This window comes from Novosphingobium sp. PhB55, from assembly GCF_004368805.1.
Lineage (GTDB): Bacteria > Pseudomonadota > Alphaproteobacteria > Sphingomonadales > Sphingomonadaceae > Novosphingobium.
Genome location: NZ_SODQ01000023.1, coordinates 1 through 1680 on the forward strand (window position 1 = coordinate 1; position 1680 = coordinate 1680).

The 1680-nt window shown below is 64.5% G+C and carries 1 protein-coding gene; it reads left to right on the plus strand.

What is annotated here, in order from left to right:
* The first annotated feature begins 87 nt into the window (after nt 1–87).
* Nucleotides 88–1650 carry an ISL3 family transposase gene (locus tag EDF57_RS25305; RefSeq protein ID WP_134096392.1) on the plus strand — a complete coding sequence of 521 codons (1563 nt, stop codon included), beginning with the start codon at nt 88–90 and terminating at the stop codon, nt 1648–1650.
* Nucleotides 1651–1680 lie beyond the last annotated feature (30 nt).

A 1680-nucleotide genomic window follows, 5' to 3' on the forward strand; every position in this document is an offset into this window, starting at 1 on the left:
TGGGTCTGACTCAAATTCCGTGCAGATTTGACAAATCCGAAGGGTAGCCGCGAACTCCAGCTCACGAAAAGCGAGGAGTACGGGTCAATGGCCGTGAAAGCATGGGACAGCAGCCTTACGCTACCCGGTTTGATTGTGGAGAGCAGAGCTGTCGTTGACGGAACTGTCGAGGTTTCGGGCCGCTTGGCGTCTGCTGGAGCGATCTGCCCGGACTGCGCTAACCCATCTACGTCCTTTCACAGTCGATACGACCGCACGCTCTCGGATTTGCCGGTCAGCGGCAGCACGGTTCGGCTTCGGCTGTCGGTCCGTCGGTTTCGCTGCACGCACACGTCTTGCCAACGACGCACGTTCAGCGAACCATTAGCGCCGCCGGTTGGCCGTCGATATGGCCGCAGAGTGGGCCGGTGCGACGCCTTGGTACGGGCAGTAGCGGTGGCGCTAGGCGGTCGGCCCGGGGCGCGGATGATGGCGCGACTAGCGATGCCGTGGTCGCGCGACACGATGCTGCGTGTGCTACGACGTCGTGATCCTGCCTCCGAACTGCCGCCGCCCGCGCGGGTGATCGGCATCGATGACTTCGCCTGGCGCCGCGGCCACAGCTACGGCAGCATCGTTGTGGATCTCGAGCGCCGTCAGGTCATAGACCTGCTGCCCGATCGCCAGCGCAATACTGTGATCGCGTGGCTGCGCCAGAACCCGCAGGTCGAGATCATCTGCCGTGACCGAGGCCCGGGGTATGGGGCCGCAGCCAGCGAAGCGGCGCCGCAGGCGCGGCAGGTGGCCGACCGCTGGCACCTGTTCGAGAATGCTTCGGCGGCGTTTCTCGCCGCAGTGCGCTCGGAAATGCCCTGCCTACGTCGGGCATTGGCGCCCACTGGCCCGGTTGATCCCGCAACCTTGACCCGCGCCGAGCGAATCCAGTGGGATGGCGCGCAATTGCGTGAGGCGCTCAATCGTCAGATCATCGATCTGGCCGCGCAAGGCATCCCGATCAAAGCCATGGCGCGCGCAATCGGCGTTTCGCGCCAGACGATCCGGAAGGTTCTGCGCGGCCAGCGGCACGATACGTTCCGCAGCCGCGAAAGTTCGCTCGACGCTTGGTCGCTGACACTCGAGGCCGAGTGGAACGCGGGGTGCCGGATTGGCGCGGAACTTTGGCGTCGGCTAAAGGCATCCGGTTTTGCCGGCTCCCTGCGGGTTGTCAGCGAATGGGCTACGCGCCGCCGTCGCGATGAGAAACTCGGCCACTCTTGTGGCGCTGGGCTGAGCGCGCGGACCATTGCGCGCAGCATGACCACCGAACGCGAGACCGGTTCTGCGCAAACCGCCTTGATCAACGCGGTGATCGAAAAGGCCGTGCCCGCGCTGATCATCGCACGTGAGGCCCTCGATCGCTTCCATGCCATGATGCGCTCGAAGGACGAAGGGCGGCTCGATCCATGGATCGCTATGGCGGCAGACACTAAGCTCGCCGCCTTCGCCGCCGGCGTGGCGGCGGACAAGGACGCCATCGCCGCCGCAATCGCCACGCCTTGGTCCAGCGGTCAGGTCGAGGGGAAAATAAACCGCCTCAAGGCGATCAAGCGCCAGATGTTCGGGCGCGCTAAAATCGACCTGCTCAAGGCAAGGGTCATGGCACCAGCATGATACCAAGTGCACGGAATTTGAGTCAGACCC